Below are 24,204 nucleotides of genomic sequence, written 5' to 3'. Positions count from 1 at the left end.
GGCACGAGGTGGTAGGACGACTACGGCATCAGGTGGTAGTCGGGGAAGTTCCCCGGCACACGTTCCTCCCCCGGCGCACCCGACGCCCCCTGCGTCACCGCCCTCACCAGCAGTTCCCCTCCCACGAACGCACCCCGCCACGAGGCACCGAAGCCGCCGAACAGCTCGTCGCGGTCGCCGCGTGAGCGCGGCGTGCCGTGGCCGACCTTGAACGCGCGGATCTGCGGGGCCAGCCGCTCGTACGTCGCCGCGTCGTCGCACGAGAGGGTGGCGACGAGGGCACCGTTGCTGGCGTTCATCGCGGCGAGCAGCTCGGACTCGGTGTCGACCAGCACGATCGTGTCGACCGGGCCGAACGGCTCCGCGTGGTGCAGCGGCGAGGCCGGCGGCGGGTTGAGGAGGGTGACGGGCGGGACGTAGGCGCTCGTGTCCTGGCCGGGGAGGAAGCGGCCGGCGGCCGGCTCACCGCGGTACAGGGGGATCGCACCGCGGTCCACCGCCTCCGCCACCTGGTCGTTCAGCTCCTTGGCCTTCGCCGCGTTGATCAGCGGGCCGAAGTCCAGTTCGGGCAGGGGCTCGGACGGGTCGGACACGGCCAGCGGGTGGCCCAGGGTCACCTCGCGCACCGCGGGCAGGTAGTGCGCGAGGAAGTCGGCGAACGCCGACCGCTGGACGACGAACCGCGGGTACGCCGTGCAGCGCTGCTTCGCGTAGTCGAAGGTCTTGCGGATCTGCGGGGCGAAGGCGTCCCAGCCGGTGAAGTTCCACAAGCCCCAGGTGTTGAGGCCCTCCTGTTCCAGGATGTGGCGCTTGCCCAGGTCCGCGACCGCGGTGGCGACCCGCGCGCCGGTGTCGCGGCCGCCGACGAACGACACGCAGCCGATCTCCGGGGCCCGTACGAGCGCCTCCGACAGCTCGCCGCCGCTGCCGCTGACCAGCGTGAGCGGCAGTCCTTCGCGGGTGGCGAGGGCGCAGGCCAGGGTCAGGCAGGACAGGCCGCCGTCCGTGGGCGTCTTCGCGATCACCGCGTTGCCGGCCAGTGCCTGGACGAGCATGGCGTGGACGAGCACGCTCATGGGGTAGTTCCAGCTGGCGATGTTGCTGACGGGACCGGGGAGCGGGCCGCGGCCCTCGACCATCCGGTCGATCTCCGCCACGTACCACCGCACGCCGTCGATCGCGCGGTCCACGTCCGCCCGGGCCAGCCGCCACGGCTTGCCGATCTCCCAGACGAGGAGGAGGGAGAGGAGCTCGCTGTGCTCGGCGAGGGCGTCGAGCGCCGCCCCGACGCGCGCCTTGCGTTCGCCCAGCGGCAGCCGCCCCCAGGCGCGGTGCTGGTCCAGTGCGGCGCGTACGGCCCGGCGGGCCGTCGCCGGATCGAGGCGGGGCGGGCCGGGCACGGGAGTGCCGTCGACGGGGGTGACGGCGGGAAGCGGGCTGCCGTCGGCCTGCCAGGTGCCGCCCCAGAGGTTGAGGACGCGCTCCTCCCGGAACGCCTCCGGGGCGGCGGCCCGGCAGCGCTGCCAGGCCGTGGCCCACTCGGTGCCCGGTTTGAGGACGAGGGTGGGGGCAGCGGGGGGCGTGAAGGTGGGTGCCATGGATGATCTCCGCTCTCGGTGCACGGTCGGGGCGGGGAATTGGCGCTTCCTACCGAACGGTAGCCACCGGGGGTACGGAAGGTGAGGCGCGCGTCCGGGATGAGGCCCACGTCACGTGGCGGGCGCGTCCCCGCCGTGCCGGCGCCCGCCTCGGCGGCGCCCGGCGGGCACCCGCCACAATGAACCGTCCACCGCCAGCCCACCGACCACAGGACTGATCGAACATGGGACGGGTCACCGAACGCCGCCGCGTCGTCCGCATCCGGGACGGGGCCGTCTCCTTGCGCCCCGACACGCTCGTGGCCGAGGAGCCGCTGGAGATCCGGCTGAACGGCAAGCCGCTGGCCATCACCATGCGCACCCCGGGCGACGACTTCGCGCTGGCGGCCGGCTTCCTCGTCAGCGAGGGCGTGCTCGGCAGCCACGAGGAGCTGGCGAACATCGTCTACTGCGCCGGCGCCACCGACGACGGATCGAACACGTACAACGTCGTCGACGTGCGCCTCGCGCCCGGCGTCCCCGTCCCCGACATCACCCTCGAACGCAACGTCTACACCACCTCCTCGTGCGGTCTGTGCGGCAAGGCGAGCCTGGACGCGGTACGGACCACCGCCCGCTGGCCCGTTGCCGACGGCCCGTCACCCGTGCGCCTCACGCCGGAGCTCCTCGCCGCGCTTCCCGGAAAGTTGCGCGAGGCGCAACGCGTCTTCGACCGCACCGGCGGCCTGCACGCGGCGGCGCTGTTCTCCCCGGACGGCGAGCTGCTGGACGTCCGCGAGGACGTGGGCCGGCACAACGCGGTCGATAAGCTCGTGGGCCGCGCCCTGCAGCAGGGGCTGCTGCCGCTCGCCGGAGCCGTGCTGCTGGTGTCCGGGCGGGCGTCGTTCGAGCTGGCGCAGAAGGCCGTCATGGCGGGGATCCCCGTGCTGGCCGCCGTCTCGGCACCGTCGTCGCTGGCCGTCGACCTGGCGGCGGAGACGGGGATGACGCTGATCGGCTTCCTGCGGGGGGCGTCGATGAACGTCTACGCGGGAGAGGAACGCGTCGTCACCGCGTGAGGCCCCCGGGCGGCGCGTGAGGCCCCCGGGCGGCGCTACGACCGGCCGTGCTTGCAGCCTCCGGGCCGGCCGCGCCAGCGGCCGCTGAGCCTGCCGAGCACGCCGAACCTGTCCCACTCGTGGAACATCTCCGCCCACGGGCCGCCGACCTGCCGCAGGCAACGGCGGATCTCCTCGATGTCCTCGGTGGACATGCGGCGCACCTGCGGTCGCAACACCGACGCCAGCAGGTCGGTGCGGATCTCGTCCCACAGCTCGCTCACGTCGGGGGCGGTGTGCCAGGCGACGAAGCAGACGGCGGCGTACGTCGGCATGCGGCGCACCTGGCCGGCCACCGCGTCGCCGCGCGCCTCCCGGGCGTACGTGTGCAGGAGGAGCCGGTCGTCCGAGTGGATGAGGTCCGGCAGCTCTCCGGGGGCGGGAGGCGGGTCCAGGCACAGCAGCCGGTGGGCGAGAGCGACGCTGAGCCGCTGCTCGATGCCGGTTTCCAGCGGGGCGGCCTGGCGGCGCAGGCCGACGATGCGTGCCGTGTAGCCGGGCAGGGCCTCATCGCTCTCCAGGTCGCCGGCCTGTTCGAGGAGGAGCATCGCGGCCCGTTGCCGGGGCGTCAGCTCGCCTCCGCCGACCAGGGCGCTCTTCAGCAGGGACTTCGCGAGGCCGGGTGCCACGGGGTCGTCGTGGGCGCTCTCCAGGGCGGCGCGTACGAACGGCTGGGCGAGGCCCGCGGCGTGGTGCGAAGCCGCCGGGATGGCGGCCAGCAGGGCCACGGCCTCCGCGGACAGGAGCGGCTCCTCGCCCCAGACGAGCCGGTACGCCGTGCGCAGGACGGACGGGGCGTCCTGGTGCTCGGGGTCGGCGGCCTTGATGAGCGCGTACAGGCGGTCGGGACGGTCGGGGGGCTCGGGGCGTTCGGGGTGCTTGGGGGACTCCGGGCGCTCCGGGCGCTCGGTCGAGCCGCTGCGGGAGGTGGCGTGACGGCCGGTGTCGTGGCGGCCCGGCTCGATGTGGCCGGTGGCGTGGCGGCCGGTGTCCGCGTCCCGGCCGTCGCCCCGGCCGTCGTCCCGGCTGCCGTCCGGGCCGTCGTCGCCGTACCCGTCCTCGTCGGGTGCGTCCTCGAAGTCGTCGAAGTCGTCGTCCGCATCGTCGCCCGGGCCGTAGTCGTAGCCGTAGTCGTACCCCCGGCCGTAGCTGTAGTCGACGAACGGCACGGAGTCGGCGGCCATGGCGGCGGCGACCCGCAGGTGCGGTCGGCCGGTGAGGTCGGCGCCGGGGAGCTCGGCGGCGAGGAGGTGGGCGATGGGGCGGGGGTCGTCCGTGGCGGCGGTGCGGTCCAGCGCGTCGAGCACCGCGGTCCGCAGCGCCGGATGCGCGTCGAGGGCCGCCCGTACGACCTTGCGGTCCGGGGACGCGTCGTCCAGGAGGGCGGCGGTCAGGCGGGCGGTGAGTACGGGCATGACGGCGCTGCGGTCGACCCGGAGCGCCTCGGCGAGGCGAAGGAGGGTGAGGAAACGCACGAGCGGGGTCGAGGGGGCGTCGGCGGCGCGTTCCAGCTCCCGTTGCAGGTCGCGCTTGAGGGGGGCCGTGGCCGTCCGGGACACGGGCGCGGCGAGCTGCTGGGCGAGCGCGGCGAGGACCGTCCACTCCTCCGGGGTGCGGTCGGTGCCACCGGCGGCCAGGGTCGCGAGCAACCGGCTGCGGGCGGAGGTGTCGAGGGTGTCGCGCGTCGCGTGGTCACGGACCCAGCGGCCGGCTGCCGTGCGTCCGTTCGAGTCGAGGGGAATGCCCTCCCGGGCGGCGAGCGCGGCGAGGTGATCGGCCTCTTCGTCCGCATCGCGGCCCAGGACGGGACCGTGGCGGCGGGTGGCCTCGGCGAACAGGACGGGGTGCCCGGCGAGCCAGATGCGGGCGGCGACGGCGGCCCACGGGTCCCGTTCGGCGCGAGGGGGGCTCGACGTTCCGCCGGTGCAGTCGTGGACCCGGTAGCGGTGCTGGGCGGCGGCGGAGGCGTAGTCGAAGTCGGCGTCGGGGAGGACGCCGACGATCTGCTGCCGGGCGAGCATGGGGCGGCGGGTGTAGGTGGTGAACGTCAGCCGGTCGGCGAGCTCGCGCGGCATGACCGCGCTGGCGATGGCGACCCAGTACGCGATGCGGGCGCTGTCCCGCTCGATGACGAGCAGCTGGGGGGCGTCCGGGGTGCGGAAGAGGATCCGTACGTCCGCGAGGAAGGCTTCGAGGCGCTCGACGCGGGCGTGGACGAAGTCGAGCAGGCCCTTCTTGTCGATGCGGCGGGCCGGCGTGAGCGCGGCGAGCGGCTGCGGCGAGCCGCCGTCGGGGGTCCGGTCGGACCAGGAGGGCGACTCCCACGCCTCGATGGGCAGCAGCCCGCCGGGCAGTCCGCCGCCCTCGGGCAGCCGTACGGCGTGGGCGTGGAAGTTCCCGTGGCGGCCGCCGCGGCCGGGGCCGGTGCGGATGGTGCGGCACAACAGACGGCTGCCGTCGGAGAGCCGGTTGTGACTGAACGCGACCGGGAACCCGGCCAGTTCCTCCGTCGAGGGGCAGTCGGGGGCGTCGGAGGGCGGCTCGTAGCCGATCACCTGCTCCGCCTCCCCCAGCAGGGTGATGGGCAGTTCGGGGCTGGCGGCGGTGAAACGGAAGCCCGAGCTGTCCGGGCCCGTGATGGCGGTGGAGGTGTAGTGCAGCTGCTGCAGGTTCACGCGACACCCCGTCTCGCCTTGTCCTTCTGCTGCTCTGCTCGCCTTGCGTTCTTTGCTGCCCTTGCCGGCTGTACTGCCTTTGCCGCCCGTGCGGCCAGTACGGGCCCGTACTGGCCGCACGGGCCGTACCGGCCGCACTGGCCTTACGGGCCGTACTGGCCTTACGGGCCGTACTGGCCTTACGGGCCCCGCACGGGCCTTGCGGGCCGTACCGGCTCTGCTGCTCTGCTGCTCTGCTCACCTTGCCTGACGGCCTTGCGACTTGCCTGTCTTGCCCGCCTTGCTTGCCCTGCCTGTGTTGCGCCTGCCCTGCCTGCCTTACATGCCCTGCCTGCCTCACCTACGTTGCCCGGTCCCGGGCCGAACCACCCGGCCCGGCTGCCCGGCCCGGCCACCCGGCCCGGGGCTGCCTTGCCTGCCCAGCCAGGGCCGGCCTGCCCCACCTGCCCCGGCGCGGGCCGCCGGGCGGGCCGCGCCGGCCCGACCCGCCTGGCCCGGGCCGGCCTGGCCCAGGCCGGCCCGGGTCGGATCGGCCTGGCCTGACCCGGGCCGGGTCGGATCGGCCTGGCTCGGGTCGGCCGCCCGACCCGGTTCCCGACCCGGCTCCCGGCTCGGTCAGTCGCCTGCTTGCTCGACTCGCCTTACCTTGCTCGACCACCGCCGCGACTCGCCGCGGCGACTCGCCGCCGGGGGCGGTTCGTCCGTGGCTCTTTTCGCACTCTTGCCCTGTGTACGGCCATTGGGGCCCGGCGGGCGGCCGCCACGCCCCCCTCGCCCCACCTTGGCCCCACTTGCGGGTGACATCCCACCAGATCCGGCGCGTCGCCGCCCGGGCTTTCGGCGGAAGTTCAGTCGTCGTCCTCGACCACGCGGGTGAGGAGGGCGAGGAAGAGTTCACGCTCGGCGGGCGAGAGCGCGGCGAGGAGCGCCTCGTTCGCCTCGTCGCCCAGCTTCGCGAGGCGCGCGAGGCGGCGGCGGCCCGCGGGGGTGAGGTTGATGGCGTTCTTGCGCCGGTCCGCGGGGTCGGGGGCGCGGGTGACGAGCTCCTGGGCCTGCAGGTCGTTGAGGATGCCGACCATGTCCTTGGGGTCGAATCCGGTCGTGCGGCCGAGCTCGGCCTGGGCGACGGGCCCGAGGTCGGCGACGGCGGAGAGCACGGCGTGATGCGACATGCGCATGCCGTCCCGCGCGAGCGCCTCGGCCACGAGGCGGCGACCCCGCGCCGAGGCGCGGTTGAGCAGCCAGCTGGGGAGGGCGCGGATGTGGGTGAGCGCGGGCTCGTCGGCGGCGGGGGCGTTCGGCGTCATGCAGGGAGCGTACCCAGAAACCATTGGACTTCCCAACGAAATCGGGTACCGTAGGAGTCACCAACGTTGGAGTCACCAATGACTTTCGAGGCAGAGTCGTGCCTCCGGCGTCCCGGTGATGTCCGTTGCCCCAGTGGAGGTGTGTGCGCATGCGTCGCGTCCGGTATTACGAGTACGGCGGCCCCGAGGTCCTGCGGGTCGAGGAGACGGACGTCCCCAGCCCGGGCCCGGGCCAACTGCTGCTGCGGACCGAGGCGATCGGTGTGACGTTGCCGGTCGTCCGCAAGATCCGCGAGGGCGGGCTTCCCCTGCCCGCCAGCGTGGGCGGCGAGGTGGCGGGGCAGATCGTCGCGGTCGGGCCGGACGTGACCGGCTTCGCGGTCGGCGAGCGGGTCACCGGTCTGTGCTTCGGTGACGGATACGCGGAGTACGCGCTCCTCGACACCGCCATGGCGTCACCCATCCCCCCGGGTGCGAGCGCCGTCGACGCGGTGGCGCTGGTACGGTGCGGCCTCGTCGCCCTCGGGGCGTACGCGGCCGCGCGGCCGGCCGAGGGCGAGTCCGTGCTGGTCACGGCCGCGGCCGGCGGGTCCGGTCACCTGGCCGTCCAGCTGGCCAGGGCGCGGGGGGCGAGCCGGGTGGTGGCGGCGGTCGGCTCGACGGCCAAGGCCGGGTTCGTCCGGTCGCTCGGAGCGGACGAGGTCGTGACGTACGGGGACGAGTCCTGGGGCGCGCCGGTGGACATCGTGCTCGACGCCGTCGGCGGCGAGCTGCTCTCCCCCGCCGTCGCCGCGCTCGCGCCGGGTGGGCGGCTGGTGGCCTACAGCTCCGGGGGCGGGACCATCGAGGCGTACGACCTGCTGGTGGGCGCGAAAGCCGCCATCGGCTTCCAGATGGCGCTGATAGCCCGCGAGCGACCCCAGTTGATGGAGCAGTGGCGACAGGAACTGTGGGCGCTGTTCGAGGCGGGGAAGGTGCGGCCGCGGGTGCACGCCGAGCTGCCGCTGGAGCACGCGGCGAAGGCACACGAGATCATCGAGGCCCGCGCCAACGAGGGCAAGGTGGTCCTGCGACCCATGTGAACGCGCGGGCGCACGGTCCTTGAGAGGCAAGGGCCTGCCCCGTACGGTGGCGCACCGGACACGTGGGGCCTTCGAGGGCCCTGACGCGAAAGGGCCTGCCCATGGCGGTGCATCCTTCCACCGGTTCTCGTCCTTCCACCGGCTTGCGTTCCTCCGTCGGTGAGCGGCAGGGCGACTCCTGGCACTCACCCGCTGTCCCACCGGCGCACCGGACACCACCGCACCGGACGCCACCGCGCTGGGCGTCGCCGCTTCTCGCCGCGCTGCTCGTACTGCTCCCGATGGCGCTCCCGACGCCGCTCCTGGGGGCCGTCGCCAGGGCCGCGGATGCCTCGGGGGGCGGCACGGGAGCCGAAGCCCTGCCCGGCAGGGCGGGCGCGGGCGGCGGGTTCGACGAGCAGGTCCTGTTCAAGGCGGGCCGGGAGCCGGGGCACGGCTACGCCTGCTATCGCATCCCGGCCCTGGTCACCACCCCCCACGGCACGCTCCTCGCCTTCGCCGAGGGGAGAAAGGACAACTGCGGTGATGCCACCGACATCGACATCGTGCTCAAACGCTCCACCGACGGCGGCCGCAGTTGGGAGCCGCTTCGGGTCGTCGATCCGGGCCACAGCGACACCCACGGCAACCCCGCGCCCGTCGTGGACCGCCGCACCGGCCGGATCGTCCTGGCCTCCACCTACAACAAGGGCCGCGGCGACGCCGGGAACTGCGACGTGCCCTGCGACCGCACCCCTCATATGCAGTACAGCGACGACGACGGCCGCAACTGGTCGTCCCCGCGGGACCTGACGGCGACGCTCCGGCCGCCCGGGTGGAACTCCTGGTACGCGACCGGCCCGGGGCACGGGATCCAGCTCGTGCGGGGGCCGCACCGCGGCCGTCTGGTCGTCGGCCTCAACGCCGAGAGCCACGACGGCACCCGCACCACCGCCAACCACGCGGCGCTCGCCCTGAGCGACGACGGCGGGGCGCACTGGAGGCTGGGCGCGGTGGACACGCACCGGATCGGGGCGGACCGCACGTACCGGCAGAAGCCCTCCGAGCTGACCCTGGCCGAGCGCGCGGACGGCGCGGTCTACGTCAACGGGCGCGAGCAGGACGGCACGGAGCTCGGCAACCGCGACGACGCCGTCAGCCGGGACGGCGGTGCGAGCTTCGCGGCGCCCTTCCGGGCGCTGCCCGACCTCTACGCCCCGATGGTGCAGGGGGCGGTGGTGCCGTTGCGGCCCGGGCGGTGGCTGTTCTCGGCGCCCGCGGACCCCGATCGGCGCCGGACCCTGACCATCCGTTCCTCCTACGACCAAGGGCGCAACTGGGAGAGTGCCGAGCGCGGCAGGCGGGTCACGGGCGACTGGTCCGGTTACTCCGACATGGCGGTCGTCGGGCGGGGCACGGCCGGGCTGCTGTACGAGGCCGGCACGTCCGACGCCCGGCAGGAGATGCGCTTCGCCCGGTTCACCGAGGAGTGGCTGGGTCCCCGCAGGGGGGCCGACCCGACGACGCCGGACCGGGTGCCGGGCAGCCGGGGGGCGCATGTGGTCGGCGGTGCGCGGCCGGTCGGCGGGCGGTTCGGCGGTGGCCTCCGCTTCGACGGCGCGGACGACGCCGTACGGCTGCCGTACCGGGCCTCGCTGCCGTTGGGGGCGCGGGACTTCACGGCGGCGCTGTGGTTCCGCTACGGGGGCGCCGCCGGCGGTGGGGAGCAGCCGTTCCTGTGGATGGGAGGGGTCGGCGGAGCCCCGCAGGTCGTGCTGCGCGGGGAGCCGCGGGCGGGGCGGGTCACCGGCCAGGTGACGACGCTGGCCGCCGGGCCGGGGCCGTCGCGGACGGCCACGGTCCGTTCGGCGGGCGCGTACCACGACGGCCGGTGGCACCACCTGGCCCTGCGCCGCACGGGCGGACGGCTGACGCTGACGGTGGACGGCGTCTCCACCACCGTGCGCGACGTACCGGGGACGGTGAGCCGGAACTCGACGTTCGGGGTGCACCTGGCCCAGAAGCCCGACGGGCGTGCCTTCCTGACGGGGGATCTGGACGAGGTCCGGGTGTACGGCCGGGCGTTGACGGACGACGAGCTGGCGGCGCTACGGGCATCCAACGCGGCGCCGGCCGGTCACGAACGCCTGGTGCTGTGGCTGCCGCTCGACCGCAGCGGCTGACCCCAGGGGCCGCCACCGGCCGCTCGTCGCCCGGCGCCGGCCTCGCGCGCCCCGCCCGTCTCCGCTTTCAGGATGACGTGCGCTGCACATTCCGGATGACGCGGGCCGTCCTCCCGGTCCCCGTCCCGGCCGATGACCGAGCACGACGGCCTGGCGGAGGATCAGGGCCAAGGAGGGCCGTCCGGAGGGGGCGGCCGGGCGGCTGAGGGGTGGGGGCATGGGTGTGAGGGGCGGCGGGGGCCGGGGAGCGGTGGTGCGGGCGGTCGTCGGGCTGGGGGTGGTCGCCGGGTTGCCGGCGGGGGCGTTACCGGCCGCCGCCGCACAGCCGCAGCCGCCGCCGCGGCCGGCGGCCACCGCGGCCACGGCTCCCGCCGTGCGGCTCGCGTCCTCGGGGCGGCCCGGGAGCGAGGTCCGTGAGCGGGTGCAGAAGGCGTTGGACGCCATGGTGAAGGCGGGTGCTCCCGGGGTCCTGGCCCGGGTCGACGACGGCACGGGCTCCTGGACCGTCACCAGTGGCGTCGCCGATCTGCGGGCGGGGGGCGAGGTGCCGCACGACGCTCGGTTCCGCATCGCGAGCCTGACCAAGGGGGTGGTGGCCACGGTGGTGATGCAGCTGGCCGAGGAGAGCCGGCTGGAGCTCGACCGGCCCGTGGCGGACCGGCTGCCCGGCATCGTGCGCAACGCCGACCGCATCACGGTCCGGCAGTTGCTGAACCACACCAGCGGTCTGGCCGACTACCTCGACCACGACGAGTTCGAGGACCCGTTGGTCTATGGCAAGCGCACCTACCGGCCGGAGCAGCTCGTGGCCCTGGCGGACGGGCTGGGCCCGCGGCACGAGCCGGGGACGGAGTTCACCTACTCCAACGCCGGTTACATCGTGCTCGGCATGCTGGTCGAGAAGGTGACCGGGCACGGTCTCGGGGAGGAGATGCGGCGCCGGGTGCTGGCGCCCGCCGGCATGACCCGTACGTACCTGCCGCTGACGGACCCGCACCTGTACGGGCCGCACGCCACCGGCTACTACCTGCCCACGGGCGCCGACCCCACGGCCCCGGGGGCGTTGCGGCCGGTCACCGAGCTCAACCCCTCCTTCGCCTGGGCCGCCTACGGGCTGGTGTCCGACGCCCGGGACGTGGGCCGCTTCTACCGGGCCCTGTTCGGCGGGCGGCTGGTCCGGCCGGCCTCTCTGGCGCAGATGCGCACGGGCGTGGACACCCGGCAGGCGCCGGTCTTCCCGCACTACGGGCTCGGCCTGGAATCCGCCGGCCTGACGTGCGGCGAGAGGTGGGGCGGCACCGGTTCGATCCCCGGGTACCAGACGTTCGCGTTCGCCGACGCCGACGGCACGCGCAGGATGACCCTCTCCGTCAGCGTGCAGCGCAACGACCCGGAGGTGGCGGCGATGATCTTCCCCGGGCTGGATGCGCTCAACGAGTACTTCTGCGGCACGCCGTATCCACGCGGGCCCCGGTAGTCCCCGCCGGGAGCGGGGGCTGCCTGCCGTAGTGCTTGGCCAGGACCGCACCGGCCATCAGCTGCAGCTGGTGGAAGAGCATCAGGGGCAGGGCGGCCAGGCCCGCGTGCGCCCCGAAGAGGACGGTGGCCATGGGCAGGCCGCCGGAGAGGCTCTTCTTCGACCCGGCGAAGGTGATGGCGATCCGGTCCTCGCGGTCGAAGCCCAGGCGGCGCGTGCCCCGGCTCGTCAGCGTGAGCATCGTCGCGAGCAGGGCGGCCTCCACCACCAGCAGGGCGAGCAGCCGGCCGGGGGTCACCTCGTGCCAGACGCCCCCGACGACGCCCGCACTGAACGCCCCGTAGACCACGACCAGGATCGAGCCGCGGTCGGCGTAGCCCAGCACCCGGCCGTGCCGCAGGAGGAGGCCGCCGATCCAGCGGCGCAGCAGCTGTCCGGCCAGGAACGGCATTAGTAGCCGCAGCGCCACCGACAGCAGCGGGCCGGGCCCGGCGCCTCCGGTGCTGCCGCCCAGCAGCACGGCCGCGAGCAGGGGGGTGAGGAGGACGCCGACGAGGCTGGAGAGGGAGCCCGCGCAGATGGCGGCCGCCACGTTGCCGCGCGCCATCGAGGTGTAGGCGATCGACGACTGGACGGTGGAGGGCACCAGGCACAGGAACAGCAGCCCGGTGTAGAGCTCGGGCGTCAGGACGTACGGGACGAGGGGGCGGGCGGCGAGGCCCAGCAGCGGGAAGAGGGCGAACGTGCACAGGAGGACCGTCAGGTGCAGCCGCCAGTGCCGCAGCCCGTCGAGGGCCTCGCGGGTGGGGAGCCGCGCCCCGTAGAGGAAGAAGAGCAGCGCGATCGCGCCCGTGGAGGCGTTCTCCGCGGCGGTCGCGCCCCGGCCGCGCGCGGGCAGGACCGTTGCGAGCAGCACGGTGGCGAGCAGGGCGGCTATGTAGGGGTCGAGGGGCAGCCTCGCGGTGACGCGGCGGAGGAGTGACGGACGGTGCATGTCTCCAGCGTGTCGCCGCACCGGCTCATCGGGAACCCCGTTCACCACTCTGACTGTCATCATGAACGGCGATGACCAGGGGCTAGGGTGCGTGTCATGCCCGAGATGTTCGACCCGACGCAGTTGCGGACGTTCCTGACCGTCTCGCAGACCCTGAGCTTCACCCAGGCGGCCCAGCGTCTGGGCCTGCGGCAGTCGACGGTCAGTCAGCAGGTGCGGCGGCTGGAGGAGGCGGCGGGCCGGCAGCTGTTCGCCCGCGACACGCACAGCGTGACGCTCACCGAGGACGGTGAGGCGATGCTCGGCTTCGCCCGGACGATCCTGGAGGCCAACGAGCGGGCGGCGCACTGGTTCGCGGGGACGCGGCTGCGCGGCCGGCTGCGCTTCGGGGCGTCCGAGGACTTCGTCCTCACCCGGCTCCCCGAGATCCTGGCGGCCTTTCGGCGTGATCACCCGGAGGTGGACCTGGAGTTGACCGTCGACCTCTCCGGCCCGCTCCAGGAGCAGCTCGCGGCCGGGCGCCTGGACCTCGTGCTCGTCAAGCGGCATCCCGGCCGGGGCCCTGCGGACGCCCGTGGGGGCCGGCTCGTCTGGCGCGACCGGCTGGTGTGGACCGGCAGCGAGCAAACGCGCCTGGACGCGCACCGGCCGGTGCCTCTCGTCGTCTTCCCGCCGCCGGCGGTCACCCGGGCCCGTGCCCTGGAGGTGCTGGAGCGGCACGGCCGGCCCTGGCGGGTGACGTGCACCAGCGGCAGCCTCAGCGGCCTGGTGGCCGCGGCCGGCGCCGGCCTGGGTGTGATGGCGCACGCCGAGGGCATGATCCCTCCGGGGCTCGTCCGGCTCCCGGCCCGCGCCGGGCTCCCGGACCTCGGTGAGGTCGACGTCGTCCTGCTGCACGGCGCCCGGACCGGACCGTCCGCCCCCTCAGGTACGGCCGGTGCGGCCGGTGCGGCCGGTGCCGCCGGCGGGGGTGCCGAGGCGCTCGCCGACGCGATCCTGGCCGCGGGTGACCGGCTGTCCTCCTCCGCCCCGGGGAGCACGCCCGGCTGACGCCCCGTCGACGCCCGACGACAGGTTTGTGAACACCTCGGAGAGGTATCGGAGAGATTCCGTGCAGATCCGGTCCGCACCCGTCCATCAGACGAGACGGGCCCGGTCGAAGGGGTTCGCGCCGGGACGGGATCGGGTACGGTCACGGCGCTGTGCGGAGCGTCGCGAGGAGCGAGAGGTTGCGCGAGTTCACCGTCCCTTCCCTGGTGACGGCGGCCCACGTCGGAGGACTGGCGGACGTCGTGTTCGACCATGCCGCCGACGACCCCGACAGAGTCGCGCTCGGCCGCCGGACCGACGACGGCCGGTGGCAGGACGTGAGCGCGGGCACGTTCCGGGACGAGGTCCTCGCCCTGGCCAAGGGCCTGATCGCGCAGGGCGTCCGGTTCGGCGACCGGGTCGCCATCATGTCCCGCACGCGCTACGAGTGGACGCTGTTCGACTTCGCGCTGTGGTGCATCGGCGCCCAGCCCGTGCCCCTGTACCCGACGTCCTCCACCGAGCAGGTCTTCCGGATGCTGCACGACGCGGACGTCTCGGCGTGCGTCGTCGAGCACGAGGACCACGCGATGACCATCGGCTCGGTCATCGACCGGCTGCCGCGCCTGGCCCGCCTCTGGCAGCTGGACGCCGGCGCCCTCGCCGAACTGACCGAGGCCGGGAAGGGCATCGCGGACGAGGTCGTGCACCGCCACCGCATGGCGCTCACCCCCCAGTCACCGGCCACCGTCATCTACACCTCGGGTACCACCGGCCGCCCCCGCGGCTGTGTGCTCACCCACGCCAACTTCATGGCCGAGGCGGACAACGTCCTCCGCCGCTACGAACAGGTCTTCCGCTCCCGCCCCGGCGACGAGGCGTCCACTCTGCTCTTCCTCCCCCTGGCCCACGTCTTCGGCCGCATGGTGCAGGTCGCGGCGGTGCGCGGCCGGGTCAAGCTGGGCCACCAGCCGCAGCTCTCCGCCGCCGCGCTGCTGCCCGACCTGCTGGCGTTCCGGCCGACGTTCGTCCTCGCCGTCCCGTACGTCTTCGAAGGGCTGTTCGCCTCGGCCCGCCGTTCCGCCGAGCTGGAGGGCAAGGGCCGCCCGTTCGAGAAGGCGGTGGAGGTGGCGGTGCGCTACGCGCAGGCGCTGGAGGACCGGGCCTTCGGCACGGGTCCCGGCCCCGGCACCGCGCTGCGCGTCCAGCACCAGGTCTTCGACAAGCTCGTCTACGCGCGGATCCGTGAGGCGCTCGGCGGCCGGGTGCGGCACGCGATGTCGGGCGGCTCGGCGATGGAGCGGCAGCTGGGGCTGTTCTTCGCGGGCGCGGGCATCACCATCTTCGAGGGGTACGGGCTGACGGAGACCACCGGTGCCGCCACGGCCAATCCGCCCGAGCGCACCCGCTTCGGCACGGTGGGCCGGCCCGTCCCCGGCACGAGCGTGCACATCGGCGACGACGGCGAGATATGGGTGGCCGGGGGCCAGGTCTTCGCCGGCTACCTGGGCGACCGGCGGGCGACGGACGCCGTCCTGCGGGACGGCTGGCTCGCCACCGGCGACCTGGGCAGGCTGGACGAGGACGGCTATCTGACGATCACCGGGCGGAAGAAGGAGATCCTGGTGACCTCCGGTGGCAAGAGCGTCTCGCCGCAGGCCCTGGAGGAGCGGGTGCGCAGCCACCCGCTCGTCGCCCAGTGCATCGTGGTCGGCAACGACCGGCCGTACGTCGCCGCGCTCGTGACCCTCGACCAGGAGGCGGTGGCCCACTGGCTGGCCCTGCGCGAGCGCCCCGTACCGCCCCCGGCCGAGCTGGTGCGCGATCCGGAGCTGGAGGCCGAGATCAGGCGCGCCGTGGTGGCCGCCAACACCCTCGTGTCCCAGGCCGAGTCGATTCGTACGTTCCGCATCCTCGCCGGGCGGTTCACCGAGGAGCAGGGCCTGCTGACGCCTACGCTCAAGCTCAAGCGGAAGGCGATCGAGAAGACCTACGCCACCGAAGTCGACGCCCTGTACGCCAAGTAAGTGCAGGTCGGACGGCTCATCAGGTCGCCCGCCCCGAAAAAATGCGTGTACTGGGAATGCAATCCGGAAGGTGCTGGTTGGCCTTGGGGCAACCGCTGACCGACCGACGGACGTAAGGATCGATTGCCCGTGAGCCAGGTCCCCACCCTCACCCTCGACAACGGCCTCCGGATGCCGCAGCTCGGCTTCGGCGTGTGGCAGGTCCCGGACGACGAGGCCACCGCCGTCGTCGGCACCGCGCTCGAAGCGGGATACCGCAGCATCGACACGGCCGCGATCTATGGCAACGAGACGGGCACGGGGAAGGCGCTCGCCGCCTCGGGCATCCCCCGCCAGGAGCTGTTCGTCACCACGAAGCTGTGGAACAGCGCCGCCGAGACGTGGACGCGCGAGAGCGTGCTGCGCGAGTTCGACGCCTCGCTGGCCAGGCTCGGCCTGGACTACATCGACCTCTACCTCGTCCACTGGCCGCGGGCCATGCGCGACGACTACCTGACCATCGTCCGCACCTTCGCGGAGATCGCCGACAGCGGCCGGGCGAAGGCCGTCGGCGTCTCGAACTTCCAGCCCGCCGAGCTGGAGCGGGTCATGGCCGAGACCCCGGTCGTGCCGGCGGTCAACCAGGTCGAGCTGCACCCCAACTTCGCGCAGGCCGAACTGCGCGCCCTGCACGCCCGGCACGGCATCGTCACCGAGGCGTGGTCCCCGCTGGGCCAGGGCCGGGGCCTGCTGGAGGACCCGACGCTCGCCCGCATCGCCGCCAAGCACGGCAGGTCGCCGGCGCAGGTCGTCCTGCGGTGGCACATCCAGCTGGGCAACGTGGCCATCCCGAAGTCGGCGACGCCCTCCCGCATCCGTGAGAACTTCGACGTCTTCGGCTTCGCGCTGGACGACGAGGACCTCGCGGCGATCGCCGGGCTCGACAACGGCACCCGGCTGGGCCCGGACCCGGCCGAGTTCGACTACAGCTGAGAGCCCTCCGCCGGCCCCGGGGCGCGCCGCCCCCGACACCCCCGGGGCCGGTGGCGGCCGGCGTCAGCGCGCCCCGTGTCCCGGCGCCACCGCCTCGATGCGGCGCGCCAGCTCGACGTCCAGGCCGGTCACCTTGCCACCGACGCTGTGGGTGTTCACGGTGAGCGCCACGGTGTTGTAGCCCAGGGTCAGATCCGAGTGGTGGTTCAGCTCCTCCTGGATCTGGGCGATGTGGATCACCATCGCGGCCGCCTGGAAGTGCCCGTCGAAGGAGTACGTCCGCGTGATCCGGTCGCCGTCCGCGGCCCAGCCGGGCAACTCTTGGAGGCGCTCCTCCACGTCCTTCTGCGAGAGCGGTTCGACTGCCATCACGCATCCCCTCTCATCTCGTCGTCTCGTCGTCTCGTCGTCTCGTCGTCTCGTCGTCTCGTCACGATCGATGGAGCCACCCTCCCACGAGGCGGCAGCGGATTCGCGCCAATGTGCGCCCGGCGGCACCGACGCGTCGGCTCCGGCCTTCCGGGGCGAGGGTGACCCTCTTATGCTCCTGCGCCGTACATGACATGTTACCGGCGGTAGGGGGCTGTGGTCATGGTGAGACCCACGGGTGGCACGCGCAGAGGTTTCCTGGGCGGCGCGGGCGCCGTCGCCGCGACGGCCGCGCTGACCGGCGTGGCCCGCGCCCAGCCCCGCGGGCGGACCGCCGCACCGCGGACCGTCGCCGTGCTCGGCGGAGGGGTCGCCGGCCTGACGGCGGCCCACGAACTCGCCGAGCGCGGCTTCCGGGTGACGGTCTACGAACGCAAGTCGGCGCTCGGCGGCAAGGCCCGCAGCATGGACGTACCGGGCAGCGCGAAGGGCGGCCGCAAGCCGCTGCCCGGCGAACACGGCTTCCGCTTCTTCCCCGGCTTCTACCAGAACCTGCCGGACACCCTGCGCCGGATCCCCTTCCCCGGCAACGCCCACGGCTGCCACGACAACCTCGTGCCCTCCACGGAGGTCATGCTGGCCCGCACCCACGGGCGCGAGGACATCCGGATCCCGTTCACCGGCATCGGCAAGCCGCCGCCCGTCCTCACCCCGGATGCGCTGCTGCGCGCGTTGACGGCCTTCTTCGAGACGTTCTCCCGGCTGCCGGCGCACGAGATCGCCTACTTCGCGGGGCGGCTGCTGGTGTGGTTCACCAGCTGCGAGCAGCGGCGGACGCAGACGTGGGAGCGCGTGCCGTGGTTCGAGTTCACCAGGGCCGCTCGGATGTCGGCCGACTACCGGCAGCTGCTCGCCATCGGCATCACCCGCAACATCGTCGCGACGAAGGCGGAGGTGGCCAGCACCAAGACGGTCGCGACGTGCGTGGAGGCGTTCCTCTTCAACGCGCTGGGCCGGGGCGCCGACGGCGAGCCGGACCGGGTGCTCAACGCGCCCACCAACGAGGCGTGGATCGACCCGTGGCTCGCCCACCTGCGCTCGCTCGGCGTGGAGTTCCGGACCGGCTGGGCCGTACGGGACCTGCGCTACGAGGGGGGACGGATCACCGAAGCGGTCGTGCAGGACGCGAGCGGCGCACGCCGCTCCGTGACCGCGGACCACTACGTCTCCGCCATGCCGGTCGAACACGCCCGGACGACCTGGAACGCGCAACTCCGGGCTGCGGACCCGCAGCTGGCGCGGTGCGACGCCCTGCACACGGACTGGATGACGGGGATCCAGTTCTATCTGACGGAGCCCACGCCGATCATTCACGGACACATCAACCACATCGACTCGCCATGGTCGATCACCTCGGTCGGCCAGGCACAGTACTGGTCGGGGCGGAACTTCCGGGCCGCCTACGGCGACGGATCGGCCGCCGACTGCCTGTCGGTGGACGTCTCCGAATGGGACCGGCCCGGCATCCTCTACGGCAAGACCGCCAAGCAGTGCACCCGCGAGGAGGTCGCGCGCGAGGTCTGGGCGCAGATGAAGGCGGGGCTCAACGACACCGGCCGTACGGTCCTCAGCGACGCGACGCTGCACTCGTGGTTCCTGGACCCGGCCGTCGAACTGGGCGGCGCGCAGGCGAGCAACGACGAGCAGTTGCTCATCCACCCCACCGGCACCTGGTACAACCGCCCCCAGGCGCGGACGGCGGTCCCCAACCTCTTCCTGGCCGGCGACTACGTGGCCGTCGACATCGACCTGGCCACGATGGAGGGCGCCAACGCCTCGGCCCGCGCCGCCGTCAACGCGCTGCTGGACGAAGCGGGTTCTGGGGCCGAGCGCTGCACCGTCACGCCGCTCCACCGGGCCCCGGAGCTCGAAGGGTTCAAGAGGAGGGATGAGATCCGGCACCGGCTGGGGCTGCCGAACGCCTTCGACCTGGGATAGCGCGCGGGTGGCCGCGGGCGCTCGGATACGGTCGGGTCATGACGACTGCCGTGGTGGAACGTGGGACGGGCGTGGGCGCGCTGCTGCGCGAGTGGCGGGACCGGCGGCGGATCAGCCAGCTGGAACTGGCACTCCGCGCCGACTCCTCCGCCCGGCACATCAGCTTCATCGAGACGGGCCGTTCCCGCCCGAGCGAGGAGATGGTGCTGCGCCTCGCCGACCACCTCGACGTCCCGGTGCGGGAGCGCAACGCCCTGCTCGTCGCGGCCGGTTACGCCCCGCGCTTCCCGGAACGGCCGCTGGAGGACCCGGCGCTGGAGGAGCTACGGAAGGGCCTGGAGCGGCTGCTGAAGGGCTACGAGCCGTTCCCCGCGCTGGTCGTGGACGGCACGTACGGGGTGGTGGCCGCGAACAGCGGCATCGCGATGCTGCTGGAGGGGGTCGCGGAGCCGCTGCTCACGCCCCCGCTGAACGCCATGCGGATCACCATGCACCCGCACGGCCTGGCACCGCGCATCCTCAACTACCCCCAGTGGCGGGGCCACCTGCTGCACCAGATGCAACGGCAGCTGGCCCTGCACCGCTCCGCCCCGCTGCGCGCCCTGTACGACGAGGTCAGCGCCTACCCGATGCCGAAGCGGGCGGCAGCCGCGGCGGCGGGCGAGGGGGACGTGCCGCCCTTCGCCCTGCCGATGGTGATCGAACACGCGGGCCGCACCCTGTCGTTCATCTCGACCATCGCGACGTTCAACACCCCGATGGACGTGACCGTCTCCGAACTGGCCCTGGAGACCTTCCTCCCCGCCGACGCGGAGACGGCCGCCGCCCTGCACGGGGGGTTCAGGCCGTAGCCGGCACCCGGTCGAGAAAGCCGAGGACGGAACGGATCCGGCCGTCCTCGGCCAGCGTGATCACATCGAACCCGGCCACCGGTGCGCTCCCGTCGGCCGCCGACACCAGCTCCCACGAGAAGCGCGCGGTGTCGTGGTGCCCGTCGACCACCCCGTCCCACCGGAACGCGAACCCGGCGAACTGCTCCCGCGCCGCCCCGATGACGGCGGCCACCTGCTCGTGCCCCCGCACGTCGGCCAGCGGGTCGGTGTACGTCCCGTTCTCACTCCACGCGAGCGCCACGGCCTTGGCCCGGCTCTCCGCATCCACGGCGTTCCACGCCTCGAAGTAACGGGTGACGGCGATCTCGTACTGCGACATGGTGACTCTCCTCAAGCGATGACGAAGTGCGGCGGAGCCGCTGACCACAACCCACCGGACCCGAGTGCGCGGGTCCGGTGGGCCGCTTGTCACCACCATGCCGGGAGGGGGATGTCCGGGGCGATTACGCGGGAGGTAATGACGGATGCCTACAACTCCCCGGGCCGTTCGCTCAGTACGTCAGCAGGGAGTGCACCGGGACCGTGGGGAGGGTCGTGGCGAGGCGGGTGCGGCCGTTCAGGGACTGGAGTTCCATCAGGACGGCCACGCCTGCCACCTCGGCGCCCGCCGTGCCGGCCAGTCGGGCGGCGGCCTCCACCGTGCCGCCCGTGGCCAGGACGTCGTCGACGATGAGGACCCGGTCGCCGGGGGCCAGGGCGTCCCGGTGGATCTCCAGCTCGGCCGTCCCGTATTCCAGTTGGTAGGACTGGGAGAGGGTGGCGCAGGGGAGCTTTCCGGCCTTGCGGGCCGGGATGAAGGGGAGGCCGGCCTCGACCGCGGTGGGGGCGCCCATGATGAAGCCGCGGGCTTCCAGGCCGAGGATCTTGTCCACCTGCAGTTCCGTGCAGAGGGCGGCGAAGGCCGTGACCGTCGTCCGGAAAGCCCGGGGGTCGGCCAGCAGCGGAGTGATGTCCTTGAAGAGGACTCCGGGCTCGGGGTGGTCGGGGACGTCCCGCACGGCGGCGCGGAGGGGGGCGTACGGGTCGGCGGTTGCCGTCTCGGGCATGGGAAGTGCTCCTGGGAGGGGGTCGGTAGGGATCGATCGGGGTGGTTCAGCTCAGCACCGCGCATCCGCGCCGTTCGAGGTCCTCGATCCAGTCGGGCAGGGAGTCGAGGGGATTCCACCGGAGATCGAGCTTTTCCAGCTCCGGCAGGTGCGACAGGGCGTCCGGCAGCGCGGTCAGACGGTTGTTCCGCAGGTCCAGGTGGGTCAGGCCGGTCAGGCCGGTCAGGGATGCGGGCAAGGCGGTCAGCCGGTTGTTGCGCAGGTCGAGAAGGCGCAGCCGCTTCAGGTCGCCGAGGGATTCCGGGAGGGTTTCCAGAGCGTTGTCCATGAGCCGCAGTTCCCGCAGGTCGGTGAGGTTCCCGAGGGAATCCGGCAGGTGCGTCAGCGCGTTGCCCATCAGGTGCGCTTCGCGGAGCGCGCGCAGCCGGCCGAACGATTTGGGCAGCGCCGCCAGCTTGTTGTGGTAGAGGCGCAGTTCGCGCAGGGATGCGAGATCGCCCAGCCGCTCGGGAAGTGCCGTGAGTCCGTTGTCCGTGATGTTGAGGTAGGTCAGACCGGTGAGCCGGCACAGCGCGTCCGGCACCGCGGTGAGGCGGTTGTTGCTGAGGTACAGGTAGCGGTTCATGGCCGTGAGCCGGCCCAGGGAGTCCGGGAGTTCGGTGAGCTCGTTGTGGCCCAGATCGAGCGTGTGCAGGTGCTGGAGGTCGCCGATCGCGTCGGGCACCGCGGTGATGCGGTTCGCCGCGAGGTTGAGGATCCTCAGGTCCGCCAGGTCGCCGATCCAGGACGGCACGGACGTGAGCCTGTTCCGGTACAGGTTCAGGCTCTCCAGGCGGTCCAGGCCGCGCACCTCCTCCGGCACCCGGTCGAGGTCCTGGCCCGCCAGATCCCACTGCACGACGTTTCCCGAGGTCATCCGTACTGCTCCGCTTTCCGTTGCGCGACTGTCCGGCGCCCGTCACCCTAGCCGCTCAGCCGGTCCTGCCCTCCGACTCCTCCGGGTGGCGCAGCGCAACTCCCGGGCGGCACAGGGCCCGGATCCGTTGGGCGGCCTCGGGGTACTGCGCGCAGAGCGTTCCGGCGTCCCCGCCCTCGTAGTCGGAGGAGACGAAGCCCGGCGCCATCGTGCAGCCGAACAGCGACCATTGGCCTCCCGGTGCCACCTTTCCGCCCATCCAGGTGCCGGCGGCCACGGTGAACTGCACGTGCTGGCCGCCGAGGACGTCCGGGCCGAGGACCACCACGCGGTGGTCGCCGTCCGGACCGAGCAGCAGGAGTTCGACCGGGTCGCCGAGGTAGAAGTGCCAGACCTCGTCGCCGGGCAGCCGGTGCATCGCGGAGAACTGTCCGTCGGCCGGTGAGAGCAGCACGACGATGGCCGAGCCGTCCGGCCGGCCGTCCGCCCTTGCCGGGGTGCCGGTCGTGCCGGCCCAGGTGCGCCGGAAGAGCCCTCCTTCCAGGGGCATCGGCTCCAGGCCGTAATGGTCCACGAGCGCCTGCACGGTGACCTCGCGGCGGCGGTCGGTCATGGGCGGGGTTCCCCCTCCGGAGAGCGGAACTCGACCGTCTGCACCTGCTGGATCACCACGGACTCCAGGTCCATGCCGGGGTCGAGCGCTTCCAGGAAGCCGCGGATCCTCGGCTCCTCGTCCGTTGCGACGATCAGGAGCGGCAGACGATCGCTCAGGCTGAGCAGGCGGCTGGTGTGGATGACCCCGTCGGCTCCGTACCCCTCGATGCCCTGGAACACCGCCGTGTTGCCCAGCCCGAAGCGGTGTGCCCGGCGCACGAGCTCGGCGTGGAGCGGCTTGCGCCGCCACAGGGCGCCGTTGAGGACGGTGATGACGAGCCGGGCCGCGGGGACGAGCCGGTACGGGGTCATGTGGTGCGCAGCTCGGGCGGCAGGTGGTCCCAGAGGTTCACGTGGAGGATCCTCCATCGGCCGTCCTTCCACTCGATGGCGTTGATGGCGCAGTTGTAGAGCTTCAGGCAGAAGGAATCGGTCTCGGCGACGATCCGCAGCACGGTCTTGATGAGCCCGCCGTGGGTGACCGCGAGCACCGGCCGTCCGGTGGCCTCGGCCACGCCCGTCAGCTCCTCCAGTGCCGCGGCGGCCTGCGCACGGAAGGCCGTGTAGCGCTCCGGGAGTTCACCTCCGGGCCAGGGGGCGAAGGGGGCGGCTGCCCTGGGGAGTTCCGAGGCCACGCGGAAGGTGGCCTCGGTGAGGGACGGCTGCACCTCGACGGGCAGCTGCAGCGACTCGGCCAGGTAACCGGCCGTCTCCCGGGCCCGCTTGAGCGGGCTGGCCCGCAGCGTACCGGGCTCGAAGCGGGACTCCGCGTCCAGAAGCCGGTGCCCGGTGCACCACTCCCCCAGGCGTCGCGCCTGCTCATGGCCCAGATCGCTGAGCCGGGTGTCCCAGTCCTGGCTGGGGTTCAGCTGCCACTGCGACTGGCCGTGACGCGCCAGGAAGATCTTCACGCGGAGTCCTTCGTCAAGTCCGGTGTGCTGGGTGCTGTGTGCTGCGTTCGGTGTCCTGCGTGCGGTGTGCTGCCTGCGTGCCGTCCGGCCGGACGACCGGACGGCGGCGGCGGAGGGTCAGCGTCCGCCCATGCCCAGGGCGGTGGCGGAACGCTGGTACTTGATGTCCGAGGTGATGCGCGTCGAGAAGCGGTTGCACAGGTTCTCGGAGAGCACCTTGATCAGCTCGACGACGCGCGGGTCGCCCGCGATGTCCTCCTCGATGCGCGGGTAGATGGCCAGCTCGACCTCGCTGACCGGCCGCTCCTCGCGCTGGTCGGCCGGCAGCCTCAGGTTCTGCACGAACGCGCGGTCGATGCTGCAGCGCAGGGCGTCGCGCTTGTCGAGCCAGACGAAGAAGGTGTAGCGGTAGTCGTCGAGCCGCACGGTGGGGATCAGCTCGGTCCGCGGAATGCCGTACTCCTCCTCCAGGTGCCGGCCGGGGTGCTCGATGTCGTCGCGCGCGAGCAGCCGCTGGACGACGGCCACCGCCTCCGGGGAGTCGGGGGCGGCCTGGATGGCCGCCTTCTCCTCGCCGTCGAAGACGTAGCGGTGGTCGCGGCGGACGTGGTTCTCGTCCTGGGCGGCCTTGAAGGCGCAGAAGGCGTGCGTGATCTTGTTGCAGGAGGTCCGCAGCAGCGCTCCGGTCTCCAGGATGCGGAAGTCCTCGGTGTCGTAGTAGATGGCCGTGTTCAGCGGCGGGGTGGTGCGCGCCTGGTCCTTCTCGGCGATCTCGGCACCGGGCACCAGGTCGCCGATCGTCGCCTTCATGTCGTCGAGCCAGGCGTAGTAGTCCTCGTTGGAGACCTCGTCCATCTCGATCTTGACGGCGAGCTGGTTGAAGACGACGAAGTCTCCGGACCTGCGGTAGACGGCCTCGGTCTCGGGCATCTTCGGGCTGATCATGAGGATTTCCCTTCGGAGTGGGGCGGGGGGGGCGGCGGAACGGCGGAGCGGG

The 24,204-nt window shown here is 73.0% G+C and carries 21 protein-coding genes; 9 read left to right on the top strand and 12 right to left on the bottom strand.

Annotated features, from left to right (window positions below; genetic code table 11):
• Positions 1 to 20: 20 nt before the first annotated feature.
• Complete coding sequence (locus IE182_RS17195; protein ID WP_190110703.1) at positions 21 to 1,598, bottom strand: aldehyde dehydrogenase family protein; 1,578 nt, start codon at positions 1,596 to 1,598, stop codon at positions 21 to 23.
• A 224-nt stretch (positions 1,599 to 1,822) separates the two neighbouring features.
• On the opposite strand from IE182_RS17195, the gene fdhD reads away from it, so the two are divergent.
• Positions 1,823 to 2,656: a formate dehydrogenase accessory sulfurtransferase FdhD gene (gene fdhD, locus IE182_RS17190; RefSeq protein ID WP_190110702.1), complete on the top strand. Its 834-nt coding sequence runs from the start codon at positions 1,823 to 1,825 to the stop codon at positions 2,654 to 2,656.
• 35 nt (positions 2,657 to 2,691) lie between these two features.
• On the opposite strand, the gene IE182_RS17185 is transcribed toward fdhD, so the two are convergent.
• Entirely contained in the window at positions 2,692 to 5,370 is a 2,679-nt protein-coding gene (locus tag IE182_RS17185; protein ID WP_190110701.1) for a GTPase-associated protein 1-related protein, read from the bottom strand.
• An 848-nt stretch (positions 5,371 to 6,218) separates the two neighbouring features.
• Positions 6,219 to 6,677 carry a MarR family winged helix-turn-helix transcriptional regulator gene (locus IE182_RS17180; protein WP_190110700.1) on the bottom strand — a complete coding sequence of 153 codons (459 nt, stop codon included), beginning with the start codon at positions 6,675 to 6,677 and terminating at the stop codon, positions 6,219 to 6,221.
• A gap of 149 nt (positions 6,678 to 6,826) precedes the next feature.
• Between IE182_RS17180 and IE182_RS17175 the strand changes: the two genes are divergently transcribed.
• From IE182_RS17175 to IE182_RS17165, 3 genes are all read left to right on the top strand, one after another.
• On the top strand, positions 6,827 to 7,759 hold the full coding sequence (locus IE182_RS17175; protein ID WP_190110699.1) for a quinone oxidoreductase family protein: 933 nt from the start codon (positions 6,827 to 6,829) through the stop codon (positions 7,757 to 7,759).
• Positions 7,760 to 8,040: 281 nt separating this feature from the next.
• On the top strand, positions 8,041 to 9,921 hold the full coding sequence (locus tag IE182_RS17170) for a sialidase family protein (RefSeq protein WP_190110698.1): 1,881 nt from the start codon (positions 8,041 to 8,043) through the stop codon (positions 9,919 to 9,921).
• Between the two features lie 217 nt (positions 9,922 to 10,138).
• Positions 10,139 to 11,398, top strand: coding sequence for a serine hydrolase domain-containing protein (locus IE182_RS17165; protein WP_190110697.1), 1,260 nt, complete (start codon positions 10,139 to 10,141; stop codon positions 11,396 to 11,398).
• Here the strand turns inward: IE182_RS17165 and IE182_RS17160 are convergent.
• The gene (locus IE182_RS17160) at positions 11,352 to 12,392 is read right to left on the bottom strand and encodes a bile acid:sodium symporter family protein (RefSeq protein ID WP_190110696.1); all 1,041 of its coding nucleotides are present in this window, start codon (positions 12,390 to 12,392) and stop codon (positions 11,352 to 11,354) included. The two genes, IE182_RS17165 and IE182_RS17160, sit on opposite strands and share 47 nt — an antisense overlap.
• A gap of 105 nt (positions 12,393 to 12,497) precedes the next feature.
• Here IE182_RS17160 and IE182_RS17155 point away from each other — a divergent pair, with 105 nt between their 5' ends.
• The 3 genes from IE182_RS17155 (at position 12,498) to IE182_RS17145 (ending at position 16,420) form a co-directional block, all read left to right on the top strand.
• Complete coding sequence (locus IE182_RS17155; RefSeq protein ID WP_190110774.1) at positions 12,498 to 13,442, top strand: LysR family transcriptional regulator; 945 nt, start codon at positions 12,498 to 12,500, stop codon at positions 13,440 to 13,442.
• Positions 13,443 to 13,621: 179 nt separating this feature from the next.
• On the top strand, positions 13,622 to 15,448 hold the full coding sequence (locus tag IE182_RS17150) for an AMP-dependent synthetase/ligase (RefSeq protein WP_190110695.1): 1,827 nt from the start codon (positions 13,622 to 13,624) through the stop codon (positions 15,446 to 15,448).
• 129 nt (positions 15,449 to 15,577) lie between these two features.
• On the top strand, positions 15,578 to 16,420 hold the full coding sequence (locus tag IE182_RS17145) for an aldo/keto reductase (RefSeq protein ID WP_190110694.1): 843 nt from the start codon (positions 15,578 to 15,580) through the stop codon (positions 16,418 to 16,420).
• A gap of 63 nt (positions 16,421 to 16,483) precedes the next feature.
• Here the strand turns inward: IE182_RS17145 and IE182_RS17140 are convergent, their stop codons facing one another.
• Positions 16,484 to 16,789: a 4a-hydroxytetrahydrobiopterin dehydratase gene (locus IE182_RS17140; RefSeq protein ID WP_190110693.1), complete on the bottom strand. Its 306-nt coding sequence runs from the start codon at positions 16,787 to 16,789 to the stop codon at positions 16,484 to 16,486.
• A gap of 222 nt (positions 16,790 to 17,011) precedes the next feature.
• Between IE182_RS17140 and IE182_RS17135 the strand changes: the two genes are divergently transcribed.
• Complete coding sequence (locus IE182_RS17135) at positions 17,012 to 18,787, top strand: hydroxysqualene dehydroxylase (RefSeq protein ID WP_190110692.1); 1,776 nt, start codon at positions 17,012 to 17,014, stop codon at positions 18,785 to 18,787.
• A 38-nt stretch (positions 18,788 to 18,825) separates the two neighbouring features.
• Positions 18,826 to 19,638, top strand: a complete 813-nt coding sequence (locus tag IE182_RS17130; protein ID WP_190110691.1) for a helix-turn-helix domain-containing protein — start codon at positions 18,826 to 18,828, stop codon at positions 19,636 to 19,638.
• Here IE182_RS17130 and IE182_RS17125 read toward each other — a convergent pair.
• The 7 genes from IE182_RS17125 to IE182_RS17095 all read right to left on the bottom strand — a co-directional run bounded on the left by IE182_RS17125 (position 19,628) and on the right by IE182_RS17095 (position 24,152).
• Positions 19,628 to 19,999 (bottom strand): nuclear transport factor 2 family protein, encoded by a 372-nt coding sequence (locus IE182_RS17125; protein WP_190110690.1) that lies wholly within the window; start codon positions 19,997 to 19,999, stop codon positions 19,628 to 19,630. The genes IE182_RS17130 and IE182_RS17125 overlap by 11 nt on opposite strands.
• A 172-nt stretch (positions 20,000 to 20,171) precedes the next feature.
• Complete coding sequence (locus IE182_RS17120; RefSeq protein ID WP_190110689.1) at positions 20,172 to 20,726, bottom strand: adenine phosphoribosyltransferase; 555 nt, start codon at positions 20,724 to 20,726, stop codon at positions 20,172 to 20,174.
• Between the two features lie 46 nt (positions 20,727 to 20,772).
• On the bottom strand, positions 20,773 to 21,642 hold the full coding sequence (locus tag IE182_RS17115) for a leucine-rich repeat domain-containing protein (RefSeq protein ID WP_190110688.1): 870 nt from the start codon (positions 21,640 to 21,642) through the stop codon (positions 20,773 to 20,775).
• Positions 21,643 to 21,697: 55 nt separating this feature from the next.
• A complete protein-coding gene (locus tag IE182_RS17110) occupies positions 21,698 to 22,255 on the bottom strand; it encodes a cupin domain-containing protein (protein WP_190110687.1) in 558 nt (185 codons plus the stop codon).
• On the bottom strand, positions 22,252 to 22,608 hold the full coding sequence (locus IE182_RS17105; RefSeq protein ID WP_190110686.1) for a DUF190 domain-containing protein: 357 nt from the start codon (positions 22,606 to 22,608) through the stop codon (positions 22,252 to 22,254). The genes IE182_RS17110 and IE182_RS17105 overlap by 4 nt, the downstream gene beginning before the upstream one ends.
• Positions 22,605 to 23,207: a histidine phosphatase family protein gene (locus IE182_RS17100; RefSeq protein ID WP_190110685.1), complete on the bottom strand. Its 603-nt coding sequence runs from the start codon at positions 23,205 to 23,207 to the stop codon at positions 22,605 to 22,607. The genes IE182_RS17105 and IE182_RS17100 overlap by 4 nt, the downstream gene beginning before the upstream one ends.
• Before the next feature lie 117 nt (positions 23,208 to 23,324).
• Positions 23,325 to 24,152 (bottom strand): hypothetical protein, encoded by an 828-nt coding sequence (locus IE182_RS17095; protein WP_190110684.1) that lies wholly within the window; start codon positions 24,150 to 24,152, stop codon positions 23,325 to 23,327.
• Between the last annotated feature and the right edge of the window lie 52 nt (positions 24,153 to 24,204).

It is taken from the genome of Streptomyces cinnamoneus (genome assembly GCF_014650495.1).
Lineage (GTDB): Bacteria > Actinomycetota > Actinomycetes > Streptomycetales > Streptomycetaceae > Streptomyces > Streptomyces cinnamoneus.
Note: the sequence above shows the minus strand (reverse complement) of the source record. Positions and strands in the feature narration are given on the sequence as shown.

Coding starts and splice junctions, on each gene's coding strand:
- IE182_RS17180 (WP_190110700.1), bottom strand. CDS start 6,677: ATGACGCCGAACGCCCCCGCCGCCGACGAGCCCGCGCTCACCCACATC.
- fdhD (WP_190110702.1), top strand. CDS start 1,823: ATGGGACGGGTCACCGAACGCCGCCGCGTCGTCCGCATCCGGGACGGG.
- IE182_RS17105 (WP_190110686.1), bottom strand. CDS start 22,608: ATGACCCCGTACCGGCTCGTCCCCGCGGCCCGGCTCGTCATCACCGTC.
- IE182_RS17130 (WP_190110691.1), top strand. CDS start 18,826: ATGACGACTGCCGTGGTGGAACGTGGGACGGGCGTGGGCGCGCTGCTG.
- IE182_RS17175 (WP_190110699.1), top strand. CDS start 6,827: ATGCGTCGCGTCCGGTATTACGAGTACGGCGGCCCCGAGGTCCTGCGG.
- IE182_RS17140 (WP_190110693.1), bottom strand. CDS start 16,789: ATGGCAGTCGAACCGCTCTCGCAGAAGGACGTGGAGGAGCGCCTCCAA.
- IE182_RS17155 (WP_190110774.1), top strand. CDS start 12,498: ATGTTCGACCCGACGCAGTTGCGGACGTTCCTGACCGTCTCGCAGACC.
- IE182_RS17125 (WP_190110690.1), bottom strand. CDS start 19,999: ATGTCGCAGTACGAGATCGCCGTCACCCGTTACTTCGAGGCGTGGAAC.
- IE182_RS17160 (WP_190110696.1), bottom strand. CDS start 12,392: ATGCACCGTCCGTCACTCCTCCGCCGCGTCACCGCGAGGCTGCCCCTC.
- IE182_RS17115 (WP_190110688.1), bottom strand. CDS start 21,642: ATGACCTCGGGAAACGTCGTGCAGTGGGATCTGGCGGGCCAGGACCTC.
- IE182_RS17135 (WP_190110692.1), top strand. CDS start 17,012: ATGGTGAGACCCACGGGTGGCACGCGCAGAGGTTTCCTGGGCGGCGCG.
- IE182_RS17165 (WP_190110697.1), top strand. CDS start 10,139: ATGGGTGTGAGGGGCGGCGGGGGCCGGGGAGCGGTGGTGCGGGCGGTC.
- IE182_RS17195 (WP_190110703.1), bottom strand. CDS start 1,598: ATGGCACCCACCTTCACGCCCCCCGCTGCCCCCACCCTCGTCCTCAAA.
- IE182_RS17120 (WP_190110689.1), bottom strand. CDS start 20,726: ATGCCCGAGACGGCAACCGCCGACCCGTACGCCCCCCTCCGCGCCGCC.
- IE182_RS17170 (WP_190110698.1), top strand. CDS start 8,041: ATGGCGCTCCCGACGCCGCTCCTGGGGGCCGTCGCCAGGGCCGCGGAT.
- IE182_RS17095 (WP_190110684.1), bottom strand. CDS start 24,152: ATGATCAGCCCGAAGATGCCCGAGACCGAGGCCGTCTACCGCAGGTCC.
- IE182_RS17110 (WP_190110687.1), bottom strand. CDS start 22,255: ATGACCGACCGCCGCCGCGAGGTCACCGTGCAGGCGCTCGTGGACCAT.